Genomic DNA, 24,642 nt, shown 5'->3' on the forward strand with positions numbered 1-24,642 from the left:
TTTTGCGGTAAATCAACGCGCCACGATTACGTCACCTGCGGCATCGACCGTGCCCTGCACGATCCGCCGCGAGGACAGGTTCTCCACCGAGACCCGTTCATTCTCACCGGCATCGCCCATCGCGCGACCGGCAATGCGGACCTCGACCGAGCCGCGACGCGATACCAGGGCCACATTGTCTCCTCGCTTGATGAGACGCTGCACCACCAGATCGTTGTTCGACAGCAACGCCCCGGCCTGCAATGGACGGCGGGCGATGCGACCGATCGCCACGTTGGGATCGGCCAGCACCGCACCGGCAATCCGGGCAGCGTCACGCTGGGCAGTGGTGATATCGGCGGCAGTGAGGGTTTCTCCAGTGCCGATTCCACGATTGAGCACCAGCACGGTCTGGTTGCGCCGCACTTTCACCGGCACGAACAGCCGCCAGCCGCCCGCATCGGGGCAACTGACCTCCACGGTGGTGTTGGCGGTGGGCTGCACCTGCAGTGCGCCGCCGCACTTCGGCAGGCGCAGCGCATCGGCCACCTGAGCCTCACCCTCGCTACCCGTCGGCAAGGTCGTCAGCGCCGCGGCGCGGATGCTGGCCACGGGCTGCCAGTCGGAGGCCACCGCCCACGGCGAGGCCAGGGCAAGCGCGATGACCAATAGAGATGTGACCCGGCGCATGGCGCTTCCTGTCGTTGGGACCTGGCCCAGCTGCGTGCAAGGGGCGTGCCAGAGGGGCCGCGCTGCCTTTTGTAGCGGGGGGGGCGGGGGGGGGGGGGGGGGGCCCAACCGCCCGGGGAGCAGGGCGGCCCCCCGCAAGGCCGGGGCCCGGTCTCTTTTTTGGCCCCTCTCCCCTTGTCTGAGTTTTGCCCCCCCCCCCCCCCCGCCACGAGGCCCCCCCGCTACAAGGCCCTCGGTCGAGCATGGCGCAGCGCCACAATTGCGGTGCGGACCACGTGGGCGGCAGAGCGCCCTCAAGTTCCGCCACTGCGGCGCCGATACAGCAGCCATGTCCCATGACCTGCTCAACCGGATCGACCAGCGAACCCGTCTGGCCGGCCACAACCGACTGGCGCTGCTGCTGTTCCGTCTCGGCGGACGTCAGCTTTTTGGCGTCAATGTCTTCAAGGTGCAGGAAGTCCTGCGGCGCCCGGAGCTGTTCCAGGTGCCCGGGCTGCCCAGCCAGTTCTCCGGCGTGGCCGACGTGCGCGGCCGCTCGGTGCCGGTGCTGGACCTCGGCCTGGCCATCGGCCATCCCGAGCGCGAGCCGGAGGCGGACACCTCGCCCGGCTACCTGGTCGTGACCGAGTTCAACCGCTCGATCCAGGGCTTCCTGGTCAGCGGTGTGGAGCGCATCGTCAACATCGCGGTGGAAGACATCCACCCGCCACCGGAGCTGGGCGCCGAATCGAGCTACCTGACCGCCGTGACCCGCTTCCAGGGCGAGCTGATCCAGGTGATCGACGTGGAAAGCGTACTGGCCGACATTGCCCAGGTGCGCGGCGAGGCAGTGCTCGACCCGGCGATGGCGATGCCCTCCGACGGCCCGCAGCTGCAGGTGCTGGTGGTGGATGACTCGCGCGTGGCCCGCCAGCAGATCCGCAGCGTTCTCGACCAGCTGGGCGTGGGTGCCACCCTGCTCTCCGACGGCAAGCAGGCGCTGGACCACCTGCTGCAGATCCATGCCTCGGGCGAGAACCCTGCCGAACGCTACGCCATGGTCATCTCGGACATCGAGATGCCGGCCATGGACGGCTATACGCTGACGACGGAAATCCGGCGCCATCCGGGCCTGGCCGGCCTGTATGTGCTGCTGCACACCTCGCTGTCAGGCGTATTCAACAATGCGATGGTCGAGCGCGTGGGCGCCAATGCCTTCGTCGCCAAGTACTCGCCGCACGAGCTGGCCGACTTCGTGCTGGACCGCCTGCGCAAGGTCGCGATGGCGGCGTAAGGCCCTCTCCTGTAGAGCCGAGCCCATGCTCGGCTTGTGCGGCGCCTGAACGAAAGGCAGCCGAGCATGGCTCGGCTCTACAGGATCGCGCGCACTTTGGCACACCCCTTGCAGCTTCCCGGGCAACGTTCCCGTGGGAGTGCACCGTGCGCAACCTGATTACCGACTACCTGGGCGTCCACGCCCAGGCCATGCCGTTGCGCGAACAGCGGATGAAGCTGATCGCCAGCAACCTCGGCAATGCCGACACTCCCGGCTACAAGGCCCAGGACCTGGACTTCGATGCCGCCCTGCGCCATGCCCAGGGGCAGGATGCCAATGGCCTGATGGCCACCACCCATGAGCAGCACTACGAAATCAGTAGTGGCCTGAACCCGTTCCAGATCGCGCGCGAAGGCGTGCAGCCCAGCCTGGACGGCAACACCGTCGATCCCGATGCCGAGCGTGCGGCCTATGGCCGTGCCGCGCTCGAGTACCGCGCTTCGCTCAGCTTCGTCGAGAGCAAGGTGCGTTCCATGTTGACCGCGATCACGGGGCAATAAGCCATGAGCAACCTGCCGATCTTCGATGTCGCCGGCTCCGCGCTGCAGGCGCAGTCGGTGCGCATGAGCACCATCGCCTCCAACCTCTCCAACGCCGACACCGTCGCCGGCTCCGCCGACGCCGTGTACAAGCCGCTGGAGCCGATCTTCCAGGCCGTCACCAGCAAGAACGATCCGAACATCACCTCGGTGAAGGTGAAGGAGATCACCCAGAGCGATGCGGCGCCGATCAAGCGCTACGAGCCCGGCCATCCGCTGGCCGACGCCGACGGCTACATCTACCAGCCCGACGTCGATCCGGTGGCGCAGATGGTCAACCTGATCTCGACCTCGCGCAATTACCAGGCCGGCGTGGAGATGCTGACCACCGCCAAGGAACTGGCCCTGGCCACCCTGACCATGGGCCGCTGAGGCCCGCAGTACCGGATACCGCCATGACCACCGCCGTCAACAACCAGACCAACCAGGACGTCTACACCGCACTCGGTCTGAACGCCCCGAACAGCAACGCTACCAAGAAGAAGAACACGCTGGACCAGGCCGATTTCCTGCGCCTGATGACCGAACAGCTGCAGCACCAGGATCCGCTGAAGCCGATGGACAACACGCAGATGGTCGCGCAGATGGCGCAGATGTCCACCGTGCAGGGCATCACCGACCTGAACAAAACGGTGAAGGGTTTCCAGGAATCGATGGCCAGCGACCAGGTGCTGCGTGGCGCGGCGCTGGTCGGCCACCAGGTGCTGGTGCCGTCGGAAAAGCTGGTACTGGAAAAGGAAGGCAACGTTGAAGGCACGGTGGCCGCGCCTTCTGCCGGCATCATCACCGTGGACATCACCGATGCCACCGGCGCCAAGGTCACCTCGCTGAGCGTGGAAGCCAAGGCCGCCGGAGAGACCGCGTTCCAGTGGGACGGCAAGGATGCCAACGGCAAGCGCATGGAGCCGGGCAAGTACTCCATCGTCGCCAACCACGTCGACACCGCCGGCAAGAGCACCAAGTTGTCCACCTACGTGCAGGCGCCCGTGGAAAGCGTGACCGTCGGTTCCGATGGCCTGTACCTGAACCTCAAGGGCCTGGGCACGGCCCCGATCGACTACGTGCTCCGCGTCAGCTGAGCCGCACACCCCGTACTTACCAGGAGCATCCCATGGGCTTCAATGTCTCGCTGTCCGGCATCAATGCCGCCAATTCCGACCTGAGTGTCACTGCCAACAACGTCGCCAACGTCAACACCACCGGCTTCAAGGAATCGCGCGCCGAATTCGCCGACCTGTTCTCGGCCACCGGTTACGGCCTGTCGAAGAACGCTGTGGGTTCGGGCGTCCGCGTCTCCAACGTTGCCCAGCAGTTCAAGCAGGGCCACAACGAACAGACCGGCCGCAGCCTGGACATGGCCATTTCCGGTGAGGGCTTCTTCACCATGAACATGAACGGCACCCGCGTGTACTCGCGCGCCGGCAACTTCCAGACCGATGCATCGGGCTACGTGGTCAACCCGCAGGGCGCGCGCCTGCAGGTGTTCGCACCGAATGCCGACGGCACCAACTTCGATGCCGGGCGCATGGTCGACCTGCAGCTGCTGACCACTGACAGCCCGCCGAAGCAGACCAGCGAAGTGAAGGTCGGCTTCACCCTGCCGGCCAACGCCAAGCAGCCGACCGTCACCACCTTCGACCCGACCGACTCCAACAGCTACAACCACTCCAGCGGCGGCATCACCGTGTACGACTCGCTGGGCGTGAGCCACATCCAGGTTTCGTATTTCGTGAAAGGTGCCAACCCGAACGAGTGGACCGTGCGCAACTACGTGGACGGCCAACCGGCGGGTACACCGACCCCGGTCACCTTCGACAACAGCGGCAAGCTGGTCGCACCAGCCAACGGCAAGGTCAGCCTCGGCACGTTCACCCCGACCACGGGCGCCGGCGTGTTGAACATGACGCTGGATATCAACGGTTCGACCCAGTACGGCGAGAAGTTCGCGCTGCGCAACACCCAGCAGGACGGCTATGCCGCCGGCAAGCTCAATGAGATCACCGTGTCGGAAACCGGCGTGGTCTATGCCCGCTATTCCAACGGTGCCGACAAGCCGCTGGGCCAGGTCGCGCTGACCACCTTCAACAATCCGCAGGGCCTGGAATCGAAGGGCAACAACCTGTGGGTGGATACCTTCAGCTCGGGCACGCCACGCACCGGCATGCCGGACACCTCCAACCTCGGCAAGATCCAGGCCGGCTCGCTGGAAGCGTCCACCGTCGACCTCACCGAGCAGCTGGTCAACATGATCACCGCGCAGCGCAACTTCCAGGCCAACGCGCAGATGATCACCACCCAGGACCAGATCACCCAGACCGTCATCAACATCCGTTGATGAACTGCTGACCCCGTCTCGGAACTTCCCGCATGGATAAAGCCCTCTACGTGGCGATGACCGGTGCCCGCGCCTCCCTGCAGGCGCAGGGTACGCTCAGCCACAACCTCGCCAACTCGGACACCCCTGGCTTCAAGGAAGCGCTGGCCAACACCGAAGCCTTCCCGATCAAGGGCCAGGGCTTTGCCTCGCGGGTGGATGCACTGCACGTCGACGCCGGCTTCAACCGCCGGCCCGGCGCGCAGCACATCACCGGCAAGCCGCTGGACCTGGCGCTGCAGACCGGCACCTGGCTGGCCGTGCAGTCCACCGATGGCACCGAGGCGTACACGCGTGGCGCCGCACTGTCGGTCACGCCGAACGGACAGCTGGTGACCTCCAGCGGCCGCGCGGTGCTGGATGACAACAACAACCCGATCGCCATTCCGCCCTACCAGGCGATGGAGATCGGTGCCGACGGCACGATCTCGATCATTCCGCAGGGCGAAGGCCCGCAGACGATGGCGCAGGTCGGACGGATCAAGGTGGTGCAGGCGCCGGACGAGCGCCTGGAGCGCGGCCTGGACGGGCTGTTCCGCAACACCGATCCGCGCCAGCCGTTCGCACCTGCGCAGGGCACGGCGGTGCACAGCGGCCAGCTGGAAGGCAGCAACGTCGATGCCGCCGGCGCGCTGGTGCAGATGATCCAGCTGCAGCGCCAGTACGAAATGCAGGTGCAGGTGATCAAGCACGGCGACGACAACGCGCGCAGCGCCAACAGCCTGCTGCGCCTGGGCAGCTGACGGAATTCCGGCGCCGCTTGAATGCGGCGCTGGCACACCGCTTGCACACCCGAAGACAAGGGCCGCACCGCGCGGCCGGCTCCACCAGACAGGACACCGAAGATGAACCAGGCATTGTGGATCGCGAAAACCGGACTGGATGCGCAGCAGATGCGCATGTCGGTGGTTTCCAACAACCTCGCCAACACCAACACCACCGGCTTCAAGCAGGACCGCGCCAGCTTCGAGGACCTGCTGTACCAGCAGGTGCGCCAACCCGGCGGCTCCTCCTCGGCACAGACACAGCTGCCGACCGGCCTGCAGCTGGGTACCGGCGTGCGCGTGGTCGCCACCGCCAAGAACTTCGAACAGGGTGGCCAGCAGCAGACCGGCCGCGCACTGGACGTGATGGTCAACGGCCGCGGCTTCTTCGAAGTGCAGATGCCCGATGGCAGCTCGGCCTATACCCGTGATGGCTCGTTCAAGATCAACCAGGACAGCGAGCTGGTCACCAACAGCGGCTACCCGGTGCAGCCGGGCATCCAGATTCCCGAAGGCGCGCAGTCGGTGACCATCGGTACTGACGGCACCATCAGCGTGAAGATGGCCGACGGCGCGGCCTCGGTGGAAGTGGGCGCGCTGACCCTGACCGATTTCGTCAATCCGGCCGGCCTGCAGGCACGGGGTGAAAACCTGTTCCTTGAGACCACCGCATCGGGCCCGGCGCAGAACGGCAATCCCGGCCTCAACGGCCTGGGCACCGTGGTGCAGGGCGCGCTGGAGGGCAGCAACGTCAACGTGGTGGAAGAGCTGGTGTCGATGATCGAAACCCAGCGCGCCTACGAAATGAACGCCAAGGCGATTTCCACCACTGATTCGATGCTCGGCTACCTCAACAACAAGCTCTGACCGGCCAACCCGGGAAACCGCCATGTCGCCCATTTCCAACTTCGCCCGCACTGCCCTCGCCTGCACCGTGGCTGCCCTGCTCGGTGGCTGCGTGATTGCCGGCGACGTGCGCCCCTATCCGGCAATGGCACCGATCCAGCCGATCATGCCACCGCAGGCCGAGCCGACCGCCGGCGCCATCTATGCGGCCGGTCCGACCCTGCAGTTGTATTCGGACCGTCGCGCACGCGATGTCGGCGACCTGCTGACCATCACCCTGCTGGAAAACACCACCGCGCAGACCAGTGCCAACACGGCCACCAACAAGGAATCCAACCTCAGCCTGGGCACGCCCTCCATCCTCGGCGCGCCGGTCACCCTGGGCGGCAAGGACATCCTGAGTGCCACGGCCAAGGGCGCGCGTGACTTCACCGGCAAGGGCAACAGCGCGCAGAGCAACCGCCTGCAGGGCAACGTGACCGTGACCGTGGTGCAGCGCCTGCCCAATGGCAACCTGGTGGTGCAGGGGCAGAAGAACCTGCGCCTGAACCAGGGCGACGAGCTGGTGCAGGTACAGGGCATCGTGCGCCCCGGCGACATCGGCGCGGACAACACTGTGCCTTCCAGCCGCGTGGCTGAGGCACGCATCGTCTACGGCGGCCGCGGCCCTGTCGCGCAGTCCAACGCGATGGGCTGGCTGAGCCGCTTCTTCAACTCCGGCCTGACGCCGTTCTGAGTATGGCCATGAAACTCTTCTTCTCTTCTTCCTGGCAGCGGCGCACGGCGTCGTTCGTCGCCTTGATGCTGCTGATCGTTGCAGCCCCGGCCAGCGCCGAACGCATCAAGGACCTGGCCCAGGTCGGTGGCGTGCGTGGCAATGCGCTGGTGGGCTACGGCCTGGTGGTGGGCCTGGACGGCAGCGGCGACCGCACCAGCCAGGCACCCTTCACCGTGCAGAGCCTGAAGAACCTGCTCGGCGAGCTGGGCGTCAACGTACCGCCGAACGTCAACCCGCAGCTGAAGAACGTGGCGGCGGTGGCGATCCACGCCGAACTGCCGCCGTTCGCCAAGCCGGGCCAGCCGATCGACATCACCGTGTCCTCGATCGGCAACGCGGTGTCGCTGCGCGGCGGTTCGCTGCTGATGGCCCCCCTGCGCGGCGCCGATGGGCAGATCTATGCCATCGCCCAGGGCAACCTGATCGTGGGTGGCTTCGGCGCGCAGGGCAAGGACGGCTCACGCGTCTCGGTGAACGTGCCCAGCGTCGGCCGCATTCCCAATGGCGCCACCGTGGAGCGTGCCCTGCCCGACCCGCTGGCCAATGGCGGCGAGATCACCCTGAACCTGCACAACAATGACTTCACGACCGTCTCACGCATGGTCGCGGCACTCAACAATGCATTCGGCGAAGGTGCGGCACGCGCGGTCGATGGCGTGACCGTGGCGGTCACCGCACCGACCGATCCGGGCGCACGCATCGGCCTGCTGGCGCGCATCGAGAACCTGGAACTGACCCCGGGCAGCGCCCCGGCCAAAGTGGTGGTCAATTCGCGTACCGGCACCGTGGTCATCGGCCAGCAGGTGCGGGTCGGACCCGCCGCGATCTCGCACGGTTCGCTGACCGTGACGATCCAGGAAAACACCAATGTCAGCCAGCCCAACGCGCTGTCCGGCGGCCGTACCGTAGCCAGCCCGCAGTCGACCATCACCGCCACCAATGACGGCAGCCGCATGTTCAAGTTCAGCGGCGGCACCACCCTGGACGAGATCGTGCACGCGGTGAACGCGGTAGGCGCGGCACCGGGCGATCTCATTGCGATCCTGGAAGCCCTGAAGCAGGCCGGCGCCCTGAGTGCCGAGCTCGAGGTGATCTGACATGCGCATCAATCCCGCATTCGATCTGCACCCGGCGCAACAGAATGATCCGGCCAAGATCGACAAGGTCGCGCGACAACTGGAAGGCCAGTTCGCGCAGATGCTGGTCAAGAGCATGCGTGATGCCAGCTTCGGCGACTCGCTGTTCCCCGGCGAGAACAAGATGTTCCGCGACATGTACGACCAGAAGATCGCCGAGGCGATGACCCGAGGCAAGGGCCTGGGCCTGTCCGGCATGATCAGCCGGCAGCTGTCCGGCCAGGCCGCCGATGGCCCGGCGCTCGATACCCGCGTGGACCCGGCCAAAGCCAGCCGTGCCTATCAGCTCAATGCGCCGGCCAAGCCCGCGCCGTCGCTGCCGTTGGAAGACGGCAGCCAGGCGGTGCGCCTGCTGCAGCAGATGGCGGCCGGCGCCCAGTCGGGCGCACACGCGGCGGTTGCACCGATGGAACAGGCGCTGGACCTGATCGCCGGGCGCGAAAGCAGCAGCATGCACCGCTCGCTGGGCACCGAAGATCCGTACATCGGCAGCCTGCAGGGCGAGGACTGGGCCGCCAACAGCGATCAGTGGTCGGCCACCGCCAGCAACCGCGGCACGGCCATCAGCCCGGCCGATGCGATGGCTACCCGCACCGCCGTCGCCCAGCTGGGCGAGCACACCCCGGAAGGTTTCGTCGCAAGCATCTGGCAGCACGCGCAGCGTGCGGCCAAGGAGCTGGGCGTAGATGCCCGCGCCCTGGTCGCCCAGGCAGCGCTGGAGACCGGCTGGGGCAAGCGCCACATCAAGCATGCCGACGGCAGCACCTCGCACAACCTGTTCGGCATCAAGGCCAATGGCTGGAACGGCCAGCGCGCCGTGGCCGGCACCCACGAGTATGTCGATGGCGTGCGCCGCAACGAGACCGCCAGCTTCCGCGCCTACAGTTCGCCGGCCGAGAGCTTTGCCGACTACGTGCGCCTGCTGAAGACCAGCCCGCGCTACCAGCAGGCCCTGCAGGCCGGCACCGATGTGCAGGGCTTCGCCCGCGGTCTGCAGCGCGCCGGCTATGCCACCGACCCGCGCTACGCGGCCAAGATCGCCGCGATCGCCGGCGGACCGACCATCGAGCGTGCCGTCAGCGCCGTGGCAGACGCCGGCTCGCGCCTTGGCCAGACCTTCGCCAGCACCGCAACCGCGGCGCTGGGTATCACCCGTCGTTGAGGAACCCCATGTCCAGCGTACTTTCCACCGGTACCGGTGCCCTGCTCGCCTTCCAGCGTGCGTTGGCGACCACCAGCCACAACGTGGCCAACCTCAATACCCCGGGCTACAGCCGGCAGAAGGTCAACTTCGCCACGGCTGATCCCCAGAACTACGGCTACGGCACGGTCGGCAACGGCACCCGCATCACCGACATCCGCCGTACCGCCGACCAGTTGGCGATCTCGCGCCTGCTCGACAGCAGCGGCGAGCTGGCGCGCCTGAAGCAGCTCTCTGGCATGGCCGACCGGGTCAACTCGCTGTTCTCCGACGCGGCAACCAACGTGTCCGGCGTCTGGTCGAAGTTCTTCGATTCGGTCAGCGGCCTGTCCTCCAATGCGGCCGGCACCGCCGACCGCCAGAACATGCTGGACGGTGGCAAGGCGCTGGCCAACCGCTTCGTGCAGCTCAACACGCACCTGAACAACCTCAACAGCGAGGTCAACAACGGCCTGCTGGCTGGTGCCACCGAGGTTAACCGATTGGCGCAGGAGATCGCGCAGATCAACGGTGCGATCGGCACCAACATCGCTACCGCCGCACCGGACCTGCTCGATCGCCGCGACCAGCTGATCACCCAGTTGATCGGCTACACCGGTGGCACCGCAGTGATCCAGGACGGCGGCATCATGAATGTCTATACCGCCGGCGGGAACGCGCTGGTGGTGGGTACCACGGCAACCAAGGTCACCACGGTTGCCGACCCGTACCAGCCGGAGCGGCTGCAGCTGGCGCTGGAAACGCAGGGCAACACCATCCGGCTCGACCCGAAGGCGGTCGGTGGCCAGATCGGCGGCCTGCTGGAGTTCCGCGACACCGTGCTGACGCCGGCCCAGGCCGAACTGGGCAAGCTGGCGGTAGGCCTGGCCGAGAGCTTCAACCAGGTGCATCACCAGGGCGTGGACCTGTATGGCCAGCTGGGGGGGGACTTCTTCAACATCGGCAACCCGCGCGTCACCGCCAACAATGCCAATACCGGTACCGCAAGCCTCAGCGCCGCTTACGGCGACCTCGGCAAGCTGGACGCGCAGAACGTGGTGCTGCAGTTCGATGGCACCAACTGGAAGGCCAGCCGTGCCGACACCGGCGCCAACGTTCCGCTGACCGGCACCGGCACGGCCGCTGATCCACTGGTGATCAACGGCGTCAAGCTGGTGGTCGGCGGTACGCCGGCAGCCAACGATCGCTTCCTGCTGCAGCCGACCGCAGGCGTGGCCGGCAGCATGGAAGTGGCGATCACCGATCCCTCGCGCATCGCCGCCGCAGCGGCGGTGAAGGGCGCGGCAGCGACGTCCAACACCGGCACCGGCAAGCTGAGCGGTGTCACCGTCAGCGATTCGACCAACGCCAACCTGCGCAATCCGGCCGCGATCGTGTTCACCTCGGCCACCACCTACACCATCGATGGTGGCCCGCCACAGACCTACACGCCCGGCCAGACCATCAGCGCCAATGGCTGGAGCTTCGTGCTGGACGGTGCGCCAAAGGTCGGCGACACCTTCAACATCACCCCGACCCCGGCGGGCTCTTCGGACAACAGCAATGCCTCCAGGCTGTCCAAGGTGGAGAGCGCCAAGGCGTTCAACAGCGGCACGGTCACCCTCAACGGTGCCCTGGGCGGCCTGACCACCCAGGTCGGTGCAGCCGCCCGCTCGGCCGAGTATTCGCTGGAAGCGCAGCTGGTGATCAACGACAAGGCGCAGGAAGCGCGCGATGAGGTGTCCGGCGTCAACCTGGACGAGGAAGCGGCGGACATGCTGCGCCTGCAGCAGGCCTACCAGGCCGCGTCGCAGCTGATCTCCACCGCCGACAGCATGTTCCAGACCATTCTGGGAGCCGTCCGTCGATGAGCAGCCGTATCTCCACCAGCATGATGTTCAACCAGTCCGTGTCGCTGATGATGGCCAAGCAGGCCAAGCTCAGCCACCTGGAGCAGCAGATCGCCACCGGCAGCAAGATCGTCAGCGCCAAGGACGATCCGGTCGCCGCGGGTGCGGCCGTGGGGCTTGACCGCAGCCTGGCCGCACTGGACCGGATGAAACTCAATGCCGGCAACGTGCAGAACCGGCTGGGCGTGCAGGAAAACACCCTGGCCCAGGTCAACGACCTGATGGCGCGCGTCAACGACCTGACCATCCAGGCCAGCAACCCCGCGCTGGGCGCCGCCGACAAGAAGACGCTGATCACCGAATTGAACCAGATCCGCGAGGGCCTGCTGTCGCTGGCCAACGCCGACGACGGTACCGGCCGTTACGTGTTCGGCGGCACCAACGATGGCGATCCACCGTTCGCCAAGATCAATGGCAAGGTGGTCTACCGTGGCGACCAGACCCAGCGCCAGATTGAAGTCGGCCCCGATACCTATGTGCGGGACGCCCTGCCCGGCAGCGAAATCTTCATGCGCATTCCTACCGGCGACGGCTTCGTCGATGGTGGCGCCGCGGCCGGCAATACCGGCAACGGCGTGCTGACCAACATCACCCGCGATGGCAGCGACAGCTGGAACGGCCAGTCCTTCAGCATCCGCTTCACCGCCGCCGACCAGTACCAGGTACTGGACGGCGCTGGCAACGTGACTGGCACCGGCACGTTCAAGGCCGGTGACAACGTGGAAGTCAACGGTGTACGCCTGCAGATCACCGGCGCACCTGCTGCCGGTGACAGCTTCAACGTGAAGCCGGCAACCAGCCGCGACATCTTCGACACCATGGACAAGCTGATTGCCGCGCTTGATGCCGACACCGGCACCACCGCGAAAATGAGCGCGCAGCAGAACGAACTGCAGAGCGCCCTGCGCGATGTGGCCCGTGCATCGGAACGGATGATCGATTCGCGCGCGGCCGGCGGTGCGCAGCTGAAGGCACTGGACAATGCCGCCGACATGCGCGAAGCCAACAGCGTGACCCTGAAGACCACGCTGTCGCAGATGCGCGACCTGGACTACGCCGATGCGCTGAGCCAGTACCAGCTGCAGAGCACCGCACTGCAGGCGGCACAGACGATCTTCTCGCAGATGCAGTCGATGTCGTTGTTCAACAAGATCCGCTGACGCTTCCCAAGCGTCACTCCCTGAAGGCCGCGATGCCCTGCATCGCGGCCTTTTTCGTTCCTGCGTGCCCGTTCCGTCGCGCTCGTCGGGCGTGGCCCGGCGCTGCCGGAAAGGTGCTCCTGCGCATTTTCCGTGATTGCCCATCAAGCCCGGCCCTGCCCCGCCGATACCTTCATCAGCGCTGGTTGGGCATGCCCAACCGCCCCTTCCGGGGTCGCCTTCACGCCCGACAAGGGCTGAAAAACCCCGGGAAAACAGCCGCCGGCACCGGATTTCAGCATCGACGGAATTCACGGCTAAAGGTTGTTGACAAAGCGCCGTTATTCATTTGGCAACAGCGAAGCACACAGCCACACAAAAAAACAGGCGGCGCTTCGTTTCATTCACCAACGGGTTCCATATAAGAGGAGACGACCCCATGGCACAGGTAATCAACACCAATACGATGTCGCTCAACGCTCAGCGCAACCTGAGCACCAGCGGCAGCTCGCTCGCTACCACCATCCAGCGCCTCTCGTCCGGCCTGCGCATCAACAGCGCGAAGGACGACGCGGCCGGCCTGGCCATCAGCGAGCGCTTCACCACCCAGATCCGCGGGCTGGACGTGGCCATCCGCAATGCCAACGACGGTATCTCGCTGGCCCAGGTCGCCGAGGGTTCGCTGAGCGAAGTCGGCAACAACCTGCAGCGCATCCGTGAACTGGCCGTGCAGTCCTCCAACGCCACCAACTCGGCCAGCGACCGCAAGGCCCTGCAGGCTGAAGTGACCCAGCTGGTCTCGGAAGTCGACCGCGTGGCCAAGCAGGCCGACTTCAACGGCACCAAGCTGCTGGACGGCTCCTTCACCAGCCAGCTGTTCCAGGTCGGCGCCAACGCCGGCCAGGCCATCGCCATCAACAGCGTGGTCAACGCCAAGGCCGATTCGCTGGGCGCGGCGACCTTCGCCAATGGCTACACCGGCACCAGCCTGGCCGCGGCCGACAAGGCCACCGCCGACACCACCTACTCCGGCCTGCAGATCTCGGTGACCCCGCCGGGCGGCACCGCCACCACGGTCACCATCAACGACTTCACCGTGAAAGCGGGTGAATCGATCACCTCGGCCACCTCTGCCGCGATCAACAACAAGCTGGGCGAAACCGGCGTCATGGCCTCGGTCAATGCCGGCGTGATCAGCCTGGCCTCGGTCAAGGACGGCCAGACCTTCACGCTGGGCGTCAGTGCCGCAACCCCGCCGGCCGGCGCCACCGCCGCGACCATCGCCGGCCTGGGCCTGACTGAAACCAGCACCAACGGCGGCCTGCTGACCGGCGCCACGTCCAACTTCGTCAAGGACCTGAACGTCACCACGGCCGAAGGCGCGCAGAAGGCGCTATCGATCGTCGACAAGGCCCTCGAATCGGTCAACAGCGTGCGCGCCGACCTTGGCGCGATCCAGAACCGCTTCACCTCGGTGGTGGCCAACCTGCAGACCTCCTCGGAGAACCTGTCGGCCTCGCGCAGCCGCATCCGCGATACCGACTTCGCCAAGGAAACCGCCGAACTGACCCGCACCCAGATCCTGCAGCAGGCCGGTACGGCCATGCTGGCCCAGGCCAACCAGGTACCGCAGAACGTGCTCAGCCTGTTGCAGCGCTGACATGAGCCGCCCCCGGGGCACGTCGGGGGCGTCTAACCCAACTCACGTGCAACCGCTCAAGGACCTCTCCTCATGGCACAAGTCATCAACACCAATACGATGTCGTTGAATGCTCAGCGTAACCTGAGCACCAGCGGCAGCTCGCTGGCCACCACCATCCAGCGCCTGTCCTCCGGTTCGCGCATCAACAGCGCCAAGGACGACGCCGCCGGCCTGGCGATCTCCGAGCGCTTCGGCACGCAGATCCGCGGTACCGACGTTGCCATCCGCAACGCCAACGACGGCATCTCGCTGGCCCAGGTCGCCGAAGGTTCGCTGACCGAAATCGGCAACAACCTGCAGCGCGTCCGCGAGCTGTCGGTGCAGGCCTCCAACGCCACCAACTCGGCCAGCGACCGCAAGGCCCTGCAGGCCGAAGTGACCCAGCTGGTCTCGGAAATCGACCGCGTCGCCAAGCAGTCGGACTTCAACGGCACCAAGCTGCTGGACGGTTCGTTCTCCAGCCAGCTGTTCCAGGTCGGCGCCAACGCCGGTCAGGCGATCGCCATCGACAAGACCATTGATGCCAAGGCCAATGCCCTGGGCGGCGCCAAGTTCGACACCAACGCACTGGCCCTGGCCGACCCGGGCACCAACGCTGACTTCAGCACCAGCGGCCTGTCCATCAACGGCGTGGCCATCGCCGATGTCTCGGTCAAGCAGGGCGCCGACGCCGCTGCCACCGGCAAGGCATCGCGTGAAGCGCTGGTGACCGCGATCAACGCCAAGATCGGCGAGACCGGCGTCTACGCTGAAGTGAACGGCACCGCTGGCGTGACCCTGACCTCGGTCAAGGACAGCACCAACGCCGACGGCTCGTTCAAGGCCATCACCGCCACCCCGGGCACCTGGACCGGCGCCACCGCGCCGACCTTCACCGCCACCACCGCTGCTGCGGCCCCGGCTGCGAAGTACGCCAGCAACCTGGACGTCAGCACCGTGAAGGGCGCCCAGCAGGCAATGGAAATTGTCGACAAGGCGCTGGGTGCGATCAACAGCACCCGCGCCGACCTTGGCGCCGTGCAGAACCGCTTCACCTCGGTCGTGGCCAACCTGCAGACCTCGTCGGAAAACCTGTCGGCTTCGCGTAGCCGCATCAAGGACACCGACTTCGCCAAGGAAACCGCAGAGCTGACCCGCACCCAGATCCTGCAGCAGGCCGGTACGGCCATGCTGGCCCAGGCCAACCAGGTGCCGCAGGGCGTGCTCAGCCTGCTGCGCTGATCCGCTCGCTGATCGACCTCCGGGCGCCGCATGACGCGGCGCCCGGATCCTGAAATACGTTCCACCTTCGCCAAAGGAAAAGCACCATGGCACAAGTCATCAACACCAACACCATGTCCCTGAATGCTCAGCGCAACCTGAGCACCAGCGGCAGCTCGCTGGCTACCACCATCCAGCGCCTGTCCTCCGGTTCGCGCATCAACAGCGCCAAGGACGACGCCGCCGGCCTGGCGATCTCCGAGCGCTTCGGCACGCAGATCCGCGGTACCGACGTCGCCATCCGCAATGCCAACGACGGTATCTCGCTGGCCCAGGTCGCCGAAGGCTCGCTGACCGAAATCGGCAACAACCTGCAGCGCGTCCGCGAGCTGTCGGTGCAGGCCTCCAACGCTACCAACTCGGCCAGCGACCGCAAGGCGCTGCAGGCCGAAGTGACCCAGCTGGTCTCGGAAATCGACCGCGTTGCCAAGCAGTCGGACTTCAACGGCACCAAGCTGCTGGACGGCACCTTCTCCAGCCAGCTGTTCCAGGTCGGCGCCAATGCCGGTCAGGCCATCGCCATCGACAAGACCATCGATGCCAAGGCCGGTTCGCTGGGCACCTCGACCTTCGCCACCGGTGCGACCGCTGCCCTGGCCGCCAGCACCGACGGTGCCCGCTTCTCCGGCACCGTGATGGGCGTGGACATCGGCACGGTTGAAGTGAAGGCCGGCGCCACCACGGCTGATGCCTCCAAGGCCGTCGCCACCGCCATCAATGCCAAGATCGGCGAAGCAGGCATCTACGCCGAAGCCAATGCCGACGGCTCCCTGAAGCTGAGCTCGGTGAAGGAAGGCAAGGCTGTCGCCGCCGCCGATATCGCCCTGATGCGCAGCGACTACGACGCGACCGCCAAGACCTGGGGCACCGCGGCAGCTGCGGGCGCCTACACTGCCGGCACCGATACCTCGGCCAACGTGCAGAAGCTGGACGTGAGCACCGTGCTCGGCGCCCAGCAGGCCCTGGAAGTGGTCGACAAGGCCCTGGGTGCGATCAACAGCACCCGCGCCGACCTCGGTGCGATCCAGAACCGCTTCACCTCGGTGGTGGCCAACCTGCAGACCTCCTCGGAGAACCTGTCGGCGTCGCGCAGCCGCATCAAGGACACCGACTTCGCCAAGGAAACCGCAGAGCTGACCCGCACCCAGATCCTGCAGCAGGCCGGTACGGCCATGCTGGCCCAGGCCAACCAGGTGCCGCAGGGCGTGCTCAGCCTGCTGCGCTGATCCACGGCAAGAAGGCGCCGCTACCGTCAGATCGAACCGACGGTAGCGGCAACCCGGAAGCCACGGTGCACGAAGGCGCGGGCCATGCCCGGCCCGGGATCACTCCCGAACCGGCTTGGCATCGCCCGCTCCTGCGGACCTCTCTTTCAGCGCTGTACCTTTGACTGTACGTACCGGGCGGCTTCGTCTCCCCCCGATTGTCAGTAGCCTGATCCCTCCCCTGCCTTGGGGGAGGGTTTTTTGCAGACTCCCGGCAGCCTGCGGTGATTCCACCCGCACCCTGCCCCAGCCCTCCTGCAAACCGCGTGCCAGATCCGCCGCCAGACAACTGGCACGGCGCATGCATCAACGAAGTCCTCAAGACCCAGCGGCGCAGGCCGCTATTTTCGTTGACGACGGGCCACCGCACGGCGGCCAGGCCCGGATACCAGGAGAATCACATGGCAAGCTTTGGATACGGTGGCATTGGCTCGGGGCTCAACATCTCGGACATCGTCAACCAGCTGGTCGCAGCCGACCGCAAGCCCGCCGACAACGCGCTGAACCTGCAGCAGTCCAAGGCCAAGATGCAGCTGTCGTCGATCGGCACCGTCACTTCGGCCTTCGACAAGCTGAAGACCGCACTGACCGCACTGAAGGCCACCACCGCGTTCGATACGCGCACCGTGACAGCCACCGGCAAGGCCGGCCCCACCAATGCCGACGACGTTCTGACAGCCTCGGTGGCGCTGTACGACCTCGGCACGACCAAGGCAGCCGCCTCCAACGGCACGCACCAGGTGGAGGTCACCTCCCTGGCCACCGCGCACAAGCTGATTGCCGACACCTCATTCCCGAAGACCGACACCTTCGGTGCCGGAACCTTGACGCTGACCGTTGGCGTCGGCGACAAGGCCAAGACCATGAACGTGGCGGTGGAGGACGGCGATACGCTGACCACCATCCGCAACAAGATCGATGCGGCCGGCCGCAAGGAGGGCGTGCAGGCCACACTGATCACCTCGGGCGACAACCAGTATCTGTCGATCGCCCAGGAAAAGACCGGCGCTGCCAACGCGATCAAGCTGGAGTACGCCGGCAGCGACGCCAAACTGGGCGGCCTGGTCAACAGCCTCAAGCAGAACACCGCCGCCGCCGACGCCGAGCTGACCATCGATGGTGTGAAGGTCGTCAGCGCCAGCAACACGGTGGCCGATGCGGTTCCGGGCCTGACCCTGAACCTCAAGGTTCCCGGCAAGAGCACCGTGGTGATCAGTACCGACACTGCCGCCGCGACCAAGGTGATGCAGGAGTTCGTGACCGCCTACAACGCGGCGATCGCGGCGATCAACACCGAAACCAAGTACGACGCCAAGACCAAGGAAGCGGCCACGCTGACCGGTGACGCGCAGATGCGCGGTGCCTCCAGCCAGCTGCGCTCGATGATGTCCGGCGTGCTGAAGGAGCTTTCCGCTGACGGCCTGGACCCGAAGGTGCTTGGCCTGCAGACGCGCGGCTATCCCAATGCCGACGGCAGCCTGGTGCTGGATACCACCAAGTTTGCCGCTGCACTGGCCAGCCAGCCGGAGAAGATCCGCGCCGCCATCACCGGCGACACCGGCGGTGCCGGCACGCTTTACACCATGGTTGACGGCTACGTCAGCACCACGGTCGGCAAGGAAGGCGCCTTCGTCGCCCGCACCAAGGGCCTGAACACCACGCTGGACAACATCGACAAGCGCCGCAAGGACCTCGACACACGCATGAAGAACGTGGAAGAGCGCTACAAGAAGCAGTTCATCGCGCTGGACAGCCTGATGGGCAAGCTGCAGCAGAGCAATACGTCGCTGCAGCAGCAGCTGGCACAGCTGAACCGTTAAAGGACGGCGTGCAACGCTCAAGTTTGGCGTGCAACGCACCGATAACGGACGCAACAGCAATCAACGCCGCACCGCCGGTAACGGTCCCCACGACCTGCCGGCGGCACCCAGCGCAAGGAGAATCACGAATGTACGGTTCCAGCCGTCAATATGCCGAGCAGTACCGCCAGGTGGGAGTGACCAGTGCGGTTGCCGACGCCGATCCGCACAAGCTGGTGGCGATGCTGCTGGCCGGCGCGCTGGAGCGCGTGCGGCGCGCACTGGCCAGCCTCGAGCGTGGCGACCAGGCCGGCAAGGGCAAGGCGATCGGCGAGGTCTGCGCGATCGTCGGCCACCTCAACGGCTCGCTGGACCACGAGGCCGGCGGCGAGATCGCCGGCAATCTGTCGGCGCTCTACGACTACGTGCTGCAGCGCCTGACCGAGGCCAACCTGCACAACGACCGTGCCGCCCTCGACGAATCCCTGCAGCTGCTGGGCGAGATCGACAGCGCCTGGAATGCGATCCCGATGGAACAGCGTCGCTCGGCCGCGGTGGCACCATGAGCCTGCACGAACTGCACGCCCAGCTGGATGCCTTCGAAAAGGCCCTGGGCGAAGATGCGCTCGACCAGGCCGACAGCCTGCTCGACGGCCACGACAGCACGCTGCATGCCCTGCTCAGCCAGCCGCTGACCTTGGACGACCACGCACCACTCAGTGCGCTGTTCGAGCGCCAGCAGAACCTGCTGGGCCTGCTGCGCCAGCGCCGCGATGCGGTGGCTGCACTGATGAATGACGGCCAGCGCTCCCTTCGCGCGGCGCATGCCTACCTGCAGGCAGAATCGCTGGCATGACCCAACTGCCGACAACGTCGCTGCACCATCCTGCCGAAAGCGAGCTGTTCGACGAAACGCTCAGCTGCGAACTGGCCCTGCCCGCCGAGTTCCAGCCCGGCAGTGCCGCCGGTCGTACCAGCAGCGCCGAAGGCCTGCTGCGCAGCCTGGCGCTGGTGGAAGACAGCCGCGTTGACGAGCATGACGACCGCAACGAGGCCAGCCTGCAGCTTCAGCGGCTCGAGGCGAAGCTGGATCTGGCGATGGTGCTGCTTGGCCGCCTGGTCCGCCAGCAGGGCCAGGAGCTGACCCTGCGCCCGGTGCGCTGGTCACGTCGCGGGATACGCCTGCAGCTGGGCCCGCGCAGTGGCGCCAGTTCCGGCCAGGCAGGCCTGGTGCGCCTGCAGCCCAGCGACTGGCTGCCCGACCATATCGACCTGCCGGTGGAAGTGATCGCCGAAGCAGCGGATGGCGGCGGCGGCCACTATCTCTGGCTGCGCTTCCAGCGCCTTGGCGATGGCCTGGAAATGGCCATGGAGCGCCACCTGTTCCGCCTGCACCGTCGACAGGTGGCCGAAGCACGCCGGGCGCGCTGAAACCTGCCACCATCACGCTTGGCGGGCAAGCCTTGGCGGGCCCGTTCAGCTAAGTTAAGGTGGACTCCCCTACCCGGACCTGCTGCGTGCCTGTGCGAGTTCTCATCGTCGACGATCACACCCTGGTCCGCGCCGGCCTGGCGCGGCTTCTGCAGGGGTTTGCCGACGTGCAGCTGGTGGCCGAAGCCAGCAACGCCGAGCAGGCGCTGCAGCTGGCCCTGCAGCACGCACCGGACGTGGTGCTGATGGACCTGTCACTGCCGGGCCGTACGGGCCTGGAAGCGCTCAGCGATATCCGGCTGCGCGCGCCTGGTACCCGGGTCGTGATGATGACCATGCATGACGATGCCGCGCACGTGCGCGATGCGCTTGACCGCGGCGCGGTCGGGTTCGTGGTCAAGGATGCGGCACCGCAGGAACTGGAACTGGCGCTTCGCGCGGCGCATGCCGGCCAGGTGTTCCTGAGTCCGCAGATCTCCGCCAAGATGCTGGCACCGATGCTCGGCCGCGAGAAGCCCACTGGCATCGCCGCGCTGTCACCTCGCCAGCGCGAGATCCTGCGCCGCATCGGCAAGGGCGAAAGCAACAAGGAAATCGCCGCCGACCTCGGCATCAGCGTCAAGACGGTGGAAACCCACCGCGCACGCATGATGGAGTCACTGGGTTGCCGTCGCGCCAATGATCTGCTGCTGCTGGCCGCGCGCCACCAGCACGAGCTGGAGTGATCGGCTGTCGGTAGAGTCGACTGTCAGTCGACTTGCGCGCGGAGCGCGGGACTTTTCCAGAGCCTGATCGGAGAGCAGTCGACTAACGGTGCAGTCGACTAACAGTGCAGTCGACTAACTACCAACCTGCGACATCCCGCATCCGCGACGAAATCCCGTCATCCCGACACTCCCCGACGGGAATCCGTACACGGCACACGGCGGGATCGACGGATCTGGCACCGCGAATCAATGCCTTAGCTCCACCCATCGTCAATATCCCGCAACCATGTAGGGAAAACCCCTACACCCTGTCGGGGCAACCACCAAGCCCCTCAGGAACCCCCTGATTCCGCCCCCGCCGGATCAAAAGCAAGATGCGTTCCACAAGGCGCCGGGGAGCGGTGCCGGGGAACCACGATGAAGGCTGCACTCTCGACCCAGCTGGGCCAACAACTCCACCTCACCCCGCAGCTGCTGCAGTCGATCCGGCTGCTGCAGCTTGATGGCCTGCACCTGGAACAGGAAATCCAGCGCCTGCTGGACTCCAATCCCCTGCTGGAAATCGAAGAACCCGAAGCACCGACCGCCGACGCCACCGAGGTTGCCGCCACGACGCTGGAAACCGCCGCGTTCGATGAGCTGCCGGAGTCCTCGATGTGGGACGTTGCCGGTACCAGCTGGCAGGACGGTGACGACGATCGCATGGCGCGTATCGCTGCCGGCGAATCGACCGACCCGCAGCTGCGCGTGCTGCAGCGCCTGTCGCTCGACATGGATGATCGCCAGCTGGCAGTGGCCGCATTCTGGCTGGACCACTGCGACGAGGCCGGCTACCTGCAGGCGCCACTGGACCAGCTGCAGCTGCTGGCCAGCGCACAGTTCGACATCGCTGCCGACGGCGTCGAAGCCATCCGCCAGCAGCTGCTGCACGGTGAACCGGCCGGCATGGCCGCGCAGGACCTGCGCGAGGGCCTGCAGGCGCAGCTGCGCAGCCTTCACGGCGCGGTGCCTGCCCGCCACCTGGCCACGCGCATCCTGGACGGCGCGCTCGATGCGCTGGCCGCACATGATTACCCCGCCCTCGCCCGCCAGCACGACGCCGAGATCGACGACGTTCGCGAAGCGGTACGCCTGATTCTGTCGCTGCAGCCACGCCCGGGCGACAGCCTGCTGCCGGAACGCAATGCCGTTGTGGTTCCGGACGTGGTCGCCTGGCACGCCGATGGCCAGTGGAAGGTGGCATTGAACCCGACCACCAGCCGCCGCGTCTCCATCAACAGCCAGTACGAACAGGCGCTGGCAGAGACCAGCGAGGCCGCACCGGCACTGCGCGAAATGCTGCAGGAGGCGCGCTGGTTCAGCCGCGGCCTGTCGATGCGCTACGACACCCTGCTGCGCACCGCGCGGGTGATCGTCGAGCGCCAGGCCGCCTTCCTGGCCCGTGGCGAAGAGGCCATGGCCCCGCTGACCCTGAAGGAAGTGGCCGAGGAGATCGGCATGCACGAGTCCACCGTTTCGCGCATCACTACCGGCAAGTTCCTGCAGACCCCGCGCGGCACCTTCGAACTGAAGCACTTCTTCGCCGTGCGCCTGGAAGGCGCCAGCGTCTCCGGGCAGGCGGTGAAGGCCATGGTCCGCCGCCTGATCGACGCCGAACCGGCCGGCCGCCCGCTGGCAGACGAGGCCATTGCCGGCCTGCTGTCACGCCAGGGGGTGAACATTGCACGCCGAACCGTCGCAAAATACCGAGAACAACTGGATATCGCCCCGGCCCGCGAACGGCGCCGGCTCAGCGCCAGGCAACCCCAGCTGGCCCGGGTGGGCTGAAAAGGATGTTGGACATGAACAAGCTCACGGTCCTGCTGGTCGATGACCACGAGGGCTTCATCAACGCGGCGATGCGCCATTTCCGCAAGATCGACTGGCTGCAGATCGTCGGCAGCGCCGGCAACGGCCTGGAAGCGATCGAGCGCTCGGAAACGCTGCGCCCGCAGGTGGTGCTGATGGACCTGGCGATGCCGGAAATGGGCGGCCTGCAGGCCACCCGCCTGATCAAGTCGCAGGACGATGCACCGTACATCGTGATCGCCAGCCACTTCGACGACGCCGAGCACCGCGAGCACGCACTGCGTGCCGGCGCCGACAATTTTGTCAGCAAGCTGTCCTACATCCAGGAAGTCATGCCGATCCTGGAAGGCCTCAGGGAGGATCGATCGTGAGCGAATCGCGCATCCTGGTGCTGGACAACGACGCCGTGCGCGCAGAGCGCACCGTTGCCCTGCTGGAATTCATGGACTTCAACCCGCGCTGGGTCTCCGACGCGGCCGACTTCGATCTGGGCCGGCAGCGCCAGAACGACTGGATGGCGGTGATCGTCGGCAGCCTGGACGACAGCGCCGCCAGCACCGCACTCTACAACTGGCTGGGCGGCAGCAGCCTGCCACCGCCGGTGCTGCTGGCCGATGGTGATGCCTCTGCGTTCGCGCAGCAGCACGGCCTGCACGAAGCCAATATCTGGCCGCTTGAAACGCCGCTGCGCCACGCGCAGATGGAAGCCCTTCTGCGCCGCGCCAGCCTCAAGCGCCTGGATGCCGAGCATCAGGCCGGTGCCGTGCAGGATCAGGGGCCGACCGGCAACGGTCCGGCGGTGACCGCACTGCGCACCATGATCGAACAGGTGGCCGCGTTCGATACCACCGTGCTGGTGCTGGGTGAATCGGGTACCGGCAAGGAAGTGGTGTCGCGCGCGATCCACCAGCGCTCGCCGCGCCGCGATGGCCCGTTCGTGGCGATCAACTGCGGCGCCATTCCGGCGGACCTGCTGGAAAGCGAACTGTTCGGCCACGAGAAGGGCGCCTTCACCGGTGCGCTGACCGCGCGCAAGGGTCGTTTCGAAATGGCCGAGGGCGGCACCCTGCTGCTGGATGAAATCGGCGACATGAGCCTGCCGATGCAGGTGAAGCTGCTGCGCGTGCTGCAGGAGCGCAGTTTCGAGCGCGTGGGCGGCAACCAGACCATCCGCTGCAACGTGCGCGTGGTGGCGGCGACCCATCGCGACCTGGAAACCCGTATTGCCGAGGGCAAGTTCCGCGAGGATCTGTTCTACCGCCTGAACGTGTTCCCGATTGAAGTGCCCGCGCTGCGCGAACGTCGCGAGGACCTGCCGGCACTGGTGGAAACCATCGCCGCACAGCTGGCCCGCACCGGCCGTGGCGAGGTGCGCTTCACCCCGGAAGCCTTGCAGGCACTGGCCGGCTACGAATGGCCGGGCAACGTGCGCGAGCTGACCAACCTGGTCGAACGACTGGCCGTGCTGCATCCGGGTGGTTCGGTGCGCGTGCAGGACCTGCCGGCCCGCTATCGTGGCGATGCGGCACTGGCCGCCGTCGCTACGCCGGCACCGGCACCGCCCGCCGCCAGCGAAGAGCGGCTGGACCTGCGCAGCTTCTCGTTCCACACACCCGGCAGTGGCAACCAGCCGGCGCTGGAGCACGGCATTGCCGTCAATCGCCCGGCGGCTCCGGCCGCACTGCCCGACGAAGGCATGGACCTGCGCAACCACATGGCCAACATCGAACTGGGCCTGATCCACGAAGCACTGGAACGCACCCAGGGCGTGGTCGCCCACGCCGCCCAGCTGCTCGGCCTGCGCCGCACCACCCTGGTGGAAAAGCTGCGCAAGTACGGCATCGAGCGCGAGCAGGCCGAGCTGGCCGGCTGAACCGCGCTATCAGCATGAAGGGGGCACGAACGCCTGGGCTTGCCCGGGCGTTGGTGTTTGTGGCGCCCGGGGTCAGATCCCTTTCCGCTGGAAAGGGATCTGACCCC

At 66.5% G+C, this 24,642-nt stretch carries 24 protein-coding genes; 23 read left to right on the top strand and 1 reads right to left on the bottom strand.

Annotated elements, in window-relative coordinates; all coding sequences use genetic code 11:
* Positions 1–12: 12 nt before the first annotated feature.
* Positions 13–669 carry a flagellar basal body P-ring formation chaperone FlgA gene (gene flgA / locus V3B41_RS02605; protein ID WP_329859964.1) on the bottom strand — a complete coding sequence of 219 codons (657 nt, stop codon included), beginning with the start codon at positions 667–669 and terminating at the stop codon, positions 13–15.
* A 328-nt stretch (positions 670–997) separates the two neighbouring features.
* Between flgA and V3B41_RS02610 the strand changes: the two genes are divergently transcribed.
* From V3B41_RS02610 to V3B41_RS02720, 23 genes are all read left to right on the top strand, one after another.
* Positions 998–1,942, top strand: coding sequence for a chemotaxis protein (locus V3B41_RS02610; RefSeq protein ID WP_106549951.1), 945 nt, complete (start codon positions 998–1,000; stop codon positions 1,940–1,942).
* Between the two features lie 146 nt (positions 1,943–2,088).
* Positions 2,089–2,484 (top strand): flagellar basal body rod protein FlgB, encoded by a 396-nt coding sequence (gene flgB / locus V3B41_RS02615; RefSeq protein ID WP_005409576.1) that lies wholly within the window; start codon positions 2,089–2,091, stop codon positions 2,482–2,484.
* A gap of 3 nt (positions 2,485–2,487) precedes the next feature.
* Positions 2,488–2,895, top strand: coding sequence for a flagellar basal body rod protein FlgC (flgC, locus tag V3B41_RS02620; protein WP_329859967.1), 408 nt, complete (start codon positions 2,488–2,490; stop codon positions 2,893–2,895).
* 23 nt (positions 2,896–2,918) lie between these two features.
* Complete coding sequence (locus V3B41_RS02625; RefSeq protein WP_005413273.1) at positions 2,919–3,602, top strand: flagellar hook capping FlgD N-terminal domain-containing protein; 684 nt, start codon at positions 2,919–2,921, stop codon at positions 3,600–3,602.
* Between the two features lie 32 nt (positions 3,603–3,634).
* Entirely contained in the window at positions 3,635–4,858 is a 1,224-nt protein-coding gene (flgE, locus tag V3B41_RS02630; RefSeq protein ID WP_295546668.1) for a flagellar hook protein FlgE, read from the top strand.
* Positions 4,859–4,890: 32 nt separating this feature from the next.
* Entirely contained in the window at positions 4,891–5,640 is a 750-nt protein-coding gene (locus V3B41_RS02635; RefSeq protein WP_049432144.1) for a flagellar basal body rod protein FlgF, read from the top strand.
* A 102-nt stretch (positions 5,641–5,742) separates the two neighbouring features.
* Positions 5,743–6,528 carry a flagellar basal-body rod protein FlgG gene (gene flgG, locus V3B41_RS02640; protein WP_005409571.1) on the top strand — a complete coding sequence of 262 codons (786 nt, stop codon included), beginning with the start codon at positions 5,743–5,745 and terminating at the stop codon, positions 6,526–6,528.
* Positions 6,529–6,550: 22 nt separating this feature from the next.
* Positions 6,551–7,243 (top strand): flagellar basal body L-ring protein FlgH, encoded by a 693-nt coding sequence (gene flgH / locus V3B41_RS02645; protein ID WP_049432141.1) that lies wholly within the window; start codon positions 6,551–6,553, stop codon positions 7,241–7,243.
* A gap of 2 nt (positions 7,244–7,245) precedes the next feature.
* Complete coding sequence (locus V3B41_RS02650; protein ID WP_100443520.1) at positions 7,246–8,382, top strand: flagellar basal body P-ring protein FlgI; 1,137 nt, start codon at positions 7,246–7,248, stop codon at positions 8,380–8,382.
* 1 nt (position 8,383) lies between these two features.
* On the top strand, positions 8,384–9,583 hold the full coding sequence (gene flgJ / locus V3B41_RS02655) for a flagellar assembly peptidoglycan hydrolase FlgJ (protein ID WP_049432140.1): 1,200 nt from the start codon (positions 8,384–8,386) through the stop codon (positions 9,581–9,583).
* A gap of 8 nt (positions 9,584–9,591) precedes the next feature.
* A complete protein-coding gene (flgK, locus tag V3B41_RS02660) occupies positions 9,592–11,472 on the top strand; it encodes a flagellar hook-associated protein FlgK (protein WP_049432138.1) in 1,881 nt (626 codons plus the stop codon).
* Positions 11,469–12,671: a flagellar hook-associated protein FlgL gene (gene flgL / locus V3B41_RS02665; protein ID WP_049432134.1), complete on the top strand. Its 1,203-nt coding sequence runs from the start codon at positions 11,469–11,471 to the stop codon at positions 12,669–12,671. The genes flgK and flgL overlap by 4 nt, the downstream gene beginning before the upstream one ends.
* Positions 12,672–13,089: 418 nt before the next feature.
* A complete protein-coding gene (locus V3B41_RS02670) occupies positions 13,090–14,310 on the top strand; it encodes a flagellin (protein ID WP_100443521.1) in 1,221 nt (406 codons plus the stop codon).
* A 72-nt stretch (positions 14,311–14,382) separates the two neighbouring features.
* Positions 14,383–15,573: a flagellin gene (locus V3B41_RS02675; RefSeq protein ID WP_099482075.1), complete on the top strand. Its 1,191-nt coding sequence runs from the start codon at positions 14,383–14,385 to the stop codon at positions 15,571–15,573.
* Between the two features lie 86 nt (positions 15,574–15,659).
* Positions 15,660–16,838: a flagellin gene (locus V3B41_RS02680; RefSeq protein ID WP_072166967.1), complete on the top strand. Its 1,179-nt coding sequence runs from the start codon at positions 15,660–15,662 to the stop codon at positions 16,836–16,838.
* Positions 16,839–17,278: 440 nt separating this feature from the next.
* The gene (gene fliD, locus V3B41_RS02685; protein ID WP_295546685.1) at positions 17,279–18,697 is read left to right on the top strand and encodes a flagellar filament capping protein FliD; all 1,419 of its coding nucleotides are present in this window, start codon (positions 17,279–17,281) and stop codon (positions 18,695–18,697) included.
* Positions 18,698–18,825: 128 nt separating this feature from the next.
* Entirely contained in the window at positions 18,826–19,242 is a 417-nt protein-coding gene (gene fliS, locus V3B41_RS02690) for a flagellar export chaperone FliS (RefSeq protein WP_049427435.1), read from the top strand.
* Positions 19,239–19,532, top strand: coding sequence for a hypothetical protein (locus tag V3B41_RS02695; protein ID WP_049427432.1), 294 nt, complete (start codon positions 19,239–19,241; stop codon positions 19,530–19,532). The genes fliS and V3B41_RS02695 overlap by 4 nt, the downstream gene beginning before the upstream one ends.
* On the top strand, positions 19,529–20,107 hold the full coding sequence (locus V3B41_RS02700) for a PilZ domain-containing protein (protein ID WP_049427430.1): 579 nt from the start codon (positions 19,529–19,531) through the stop codon (positions 20,105–20,107). Before V3B41_RS02695 ends, V3B41_RS02700 begins: the two co-directional genes overlap by 4 nt.
* Before the next feature lie 92 nt (positions 20,108–20,199).
* On the top strand, positions 20,200–20,832 hold the full coding sequence (locus V3B41_RS02705; RefSeq protein ID WP_005413261.1) for a response regulator transcription factor: 633 nt from the start codon (positions 20,200–20,202) through the stop codon (positions 20,830–20,832).
* 399 nt (positions 20,833–21,231) lie between these two features.
* Positions 21,232–22,641 (top strand): RNA polymerase factor sigma-54, encoded by a 1,410-nt coding sequence (gene rpoN, locus V3B41_RS02710; protein ID WP_100443522.1) that lies wholly within the window; start codon positions 21,232–21,234, stop codon positions 22,639–22,641.
* Between the two features lie 14 nt (positions 22,642–22,655).
* On the top strand, positions 22,656–23,033 hold the full coding sequence (locus V3B41_RS02715; RefSeq protein ID WP_010485922.1) for a response regulator transcription factor: 378 nt from the start codon (positions 22,656–22,658) through the stop codon (positions 23,031–23,033).
* Positions 23,030–24,535, top strand: a complete 1,506-nt coding sequence (locus V3B41_RS02720) for a sigma-54 dependent transcriptional regulator (RefSeq protein WP_100443523.1) — start codon at positions 23,030–23,032, stop codon at positions 24,533–24,535. The genes V3B41_RS02715 and V3B41_RS02720 overlap by 4 nt, the downstream gene beginning before the upstream one ends.
* Positions 24,536–24,642: the final 107 nt, after the last annotated feature.

The sequence above is a fragment of the Stenotrophomonas sp. SMYL89 genome (assembly GCF_036319985.1).
Taxonomy (GTDB): domain Bacteria; phylum Pseudomonadota; class Gammaproteobacteria; order Xanthomonadales; family Xanthomonadaceae; genus Stenotrophomonas; species Stenotrophomonas maltophilia_Q.

Excerpts from the sequence above, each read along its gene's own strand:
- flgA (WP_329859964.1), bottom strand. The coding sequence starts at position 669 with ATGCGCCGGGTCACATCTCTATTGGTCATCGCGCTTGCCCTGGCCTCG.
- V3B41_RS02610 (WP_106549951.1), top strand. The coding sequence starts at position 998 with ATGTCCCATGACCTGCTCAACCGGATCGACCAGCGAACCCGTCTGGCC.
- flgC (WP_329859967.1), top strand. The coding sequence starts at position 2,488 with ATGAGCAACCTGCCGATCTTCGATGTCGCCGGCTCCGCGCTGCAGGCG.
- V3B41_RS02625 (WP_005413273.1), top strand. The coding sequence starts at position 2,919 with ATGACCACCGCCGTCAACAACCAGACCAACCAGGACGTCTACACCGCA.
- flgE (WP_295546668.1), top strand. The coding sequence starts at position 3,635 with ATGGGCTTCAATGTCTCGCTGTCCGGCATCAATGCCGCCAATTCCGAC.
- V3B41_RS02635 (WP_049432144.1), top strand. The coding sequence starts at position 4,891 with ATGGATAAAGCCCTCTACGTGGCGATGACCGGTGCCCGCGCCTCCCTG.
- flgG (WP_005409571.1), top strand. The coding sequence starts at position 5,743 with ATGAACCAGGCATTGTGGATCGCGAAAACCGGACTGGATGCGCAGCAG.
- flgH (WP_049432141.1), top strand. The coding sequence starts at position 6,551 with ATGTCGCCCATTTCCAACTTCGCCCGCACTGCCCTCGCCTGCACCGTG.
- V3B41_RS02650 (WP_100443520.1), top strand. The coding sequence starts at position 7,246 with ATGGCCATGAAACTCTTCTTCTCTTCTTCCTGGCAGCGGCGCACGGCG.
- flgJ (WP_049432140.1), top strand. The coding sequence starts at position 8,384 with ATGCGCATCAATCCCGCATTCGATCTGCACCCGGCGCAACAGAATGAT.
- flgK (WP_049432138.1), top strand. The coding sequence starts at position 9,592 with ATGTCCAGCGTACTTTCCACCGGTACCGGTGCCCTGCTCGCCTTCCAG.
- flgL (WP_049432134.1), top strand. The coding sequence starts at position 11,469 with ATGAGCAGCCGTATCTCCACCAGCATGATGTTCAACCAGTCCGTGTCG.
- V3B41_RS02670 (WP_100443521.1), top strand. The coding sequence starts at position 13,090 with ATGGCACAGGTAATCAACACCAATACGATGTCGCTCAACGCTCAGCGC.
- V3B41_RS02675 (WP_099482075.1), top strand. The coding sequence starts at position 14,383 with ATGGCACAAGTCATCAACACCAATACGATGTCGTTGAATGCTCAGCGT.
- V3B41_RS02680 (WP_072166967.1), top strand. The coding sequence starts at position 15,660 with ATGGCACAAGTCATCAACACCAACACCATGTCCCTGAATGCTCAGCGC.
- fliD (WP_295546685.1), top strand. The coding sequence starts at position 17,279 with ATGGCAAGCTTTGGATACGGTGGCATTGGCTCGGGGCTCAACATCTCG.
- fliS (WP_049427435.1), top strand. The coding sequence starts at position 18,826 with ATGTACGGTTCCAGCCGTCAATATGCCGAGCAGTACCGCCAGGTGGGA.
- V3B41_RS02695 (WP_049427432.1), top strand. The coding sequence starts at position 19,239 with ATGAGCCTGCACGAACTGCACGCCCAGCTGGATGCCTTCGAAAAGGCC.
- V3B41_RS02700 (WP_049427430.1), top strand. The coding sequence starts at position 19,529 with ATGACCCAACTGCCGACAACGTCGCTGCACCATCCTGCCGAAAGCGAG.
- rpoN (WP_100443522.1), top strand. The coding sequence starts at position 21,232 with ATGAAGGCTGCACTCTCGACCCAGCTGGGCCAACAACTCCACCTCACC.
- V3B41_RS02715 (WP_010485922.1), top strand. The coding sequence starts at position 22,656 with ATGAACAAGCTCACGGTCCTGCTGGTCGATGACCACGAGGGCTTCATC.